Genomic DNA, 1,887 nt, shown 5'->3' with positions numbered 1-1,887 from the left:
CCTTCAGGTCGTTCTCGCCCTGCACAAGGCCGTTCTTGCGCAGCACCTCGATCACCTTGCGACCTTCGTCCAGCGTGCGCACGAAGGGAATCATGATCCACACATTGGTCATGCCCATCGTTTCACGCACGTACTTGGCGGCCTTGCACTCGAGCGCGAACGAATCGGCGAAGCCCGGATCGACATAACGGCTGGCGCCGCGGTAGCCAATCATCGGGTTCTCTTCGTGCGGCTCATAACGCGAACCACCGAGCAGGCCGGCGTACTCGTTCGACTTGAAATCGGACAGGCGCACGATCACCGGCTTCGGATAGACCGAGGCGGCAATGGTCGAAATGCCCTCGGCGAGACGGTCGACATAGAACGACACCGGGTCCTTGTAGCCGTAGATCCGCGCATCGATGCGGGCCTTGGTTTCCGGATCCTGCTTGGCGTACTCGAGCAGTGCCTTCGGATGCACGCCGATGTGGCTGGCGATGATCATTTCCAGGCGCGCCAGGCCGATGCCGGCGTTCGGCAGCATGCCGAAGTCGAATGCGCGCTCGGGGTTGGCTACATTCATCATGATCTTGAGCGGCGCCTCGGGCATCGCGCCTAGGTCGGCGGTGATGCGGTCGAACTTGAGCAGGCCCTCGTAGATCGTGCCCGTATCGCCTTCGGCGCAGGACACGGTGACTTCGGCGCCGTCCGGAATGGTCTCCAGCGCGTTACCGCAGCCGACGACCGCCGGTACGCCGAGCTCGCGGGCAATGATCGCCGCGTGGCAGGTACGGCCGCCGCGGTTGGTGACGATCGCCGCGGCGCGCTTCATTACCGGCTCCCAGTCGGGGTCGGTCATGTCGGCCACGAGTACGTCGCCCGGCTGCACCTTGCTCATATCGGCCAGGGAGCGGATCACGCGCGCCTTGCCCGAGCCGATCTTCTGGCCGATGGCGCGACCTTCGGTGAGTACCTTGCCCTTTTCGTTGAGCTGAAAGCGCTCGAGCGTGGTCGTAGTGGCACGCGATTTCACGGTCTCCGGGCGCGCCTGGACGACGTAGAGCTTGCCCGTGTTGCCGTCCTTCGCCCACTCGATGTCCATCGGGCGGCCGTAATGCTTCTCGATGATCAGCGCCTGGCGCGAGAGTTCCTCGACATCGGCGTCCTCGATGCAGAAGCGGTGACGCAGGTCGACCGGGGTCTCCTCGATGCGCACGCGCTCGCCGGGCTGGTCGGAATACACCATGCGCTGCTGCTTGGCGCCGAGGCTGCGACGAAGCACGGCCGGCTTGCCTTCGCGCAGGGTGGGCTTGAATACGTAGAACTCGTCCGGGTTCACGGCGCCCTGGACCACCATCTCGCCCAGGCCGTACGAACCGGTGACGAAGACGACGTCGCGAAAGCCGGATTCGGTGTCGAGGGTGAACAGCACGCCGGAGGCGCCGACATCCGAGCGGATCATCAGCTGCACGCCGGCGGAGAGGAAGACATCCTCGTGCTTGAAGCCCTGGTGCACGCGATAAGCGATGGCACGGTCGTTATAGAGCGAGGCGAAGACTTCCTTCACCTTGTGCAGCACGTCGTCGATGCCGACCACGTTGAGGAAGGTTTCCTGCTGACCGGCGAACGAGGCGTCGGGCAGGTCTTCCGCCGTGGCGGACGAKCGCACGGCCACGGCGATATCGTCGGCGCCGGCATCCTTGCAGAGCTTGATGTAGGCGTCGCGGATGGCCTGTTCGAGGTCGGCGGGCAGGGCGGTATCGACGATCCAGCCGCGGATCTCCTTGCCGCCACGGACCAGTTCATCCACATCGTCCACGTCCAGCGTGGCCAGGCGTTCCTGGATGCGCTTGGCGAGGCCGCTCTTTTCGAGATAGGTCTGGAAGGCGTCGGCCGTGGTGGCAAAGC

The 1,887-nt window shown here is 64.6% G+C and carries 1 protein-coding gene; it reads right to left on the bottom strand.

The window, feature by feature from the left end:
* The coding region (gene ppsA, locus AC1DT2_RS22200) for a phosphoenolpyruvate synthase (RefSeq protein WP_477298778.1) at nucleotides 1–1,887 on the bottom strand (1,887 nt) is incomplete at both ends.

Source organism: Luteibacter sp. P4_E6 (assembly GCF_056401535.1).
This window is presented reverse-complemented; position numbering and strand designations above follow the sequence as displayed.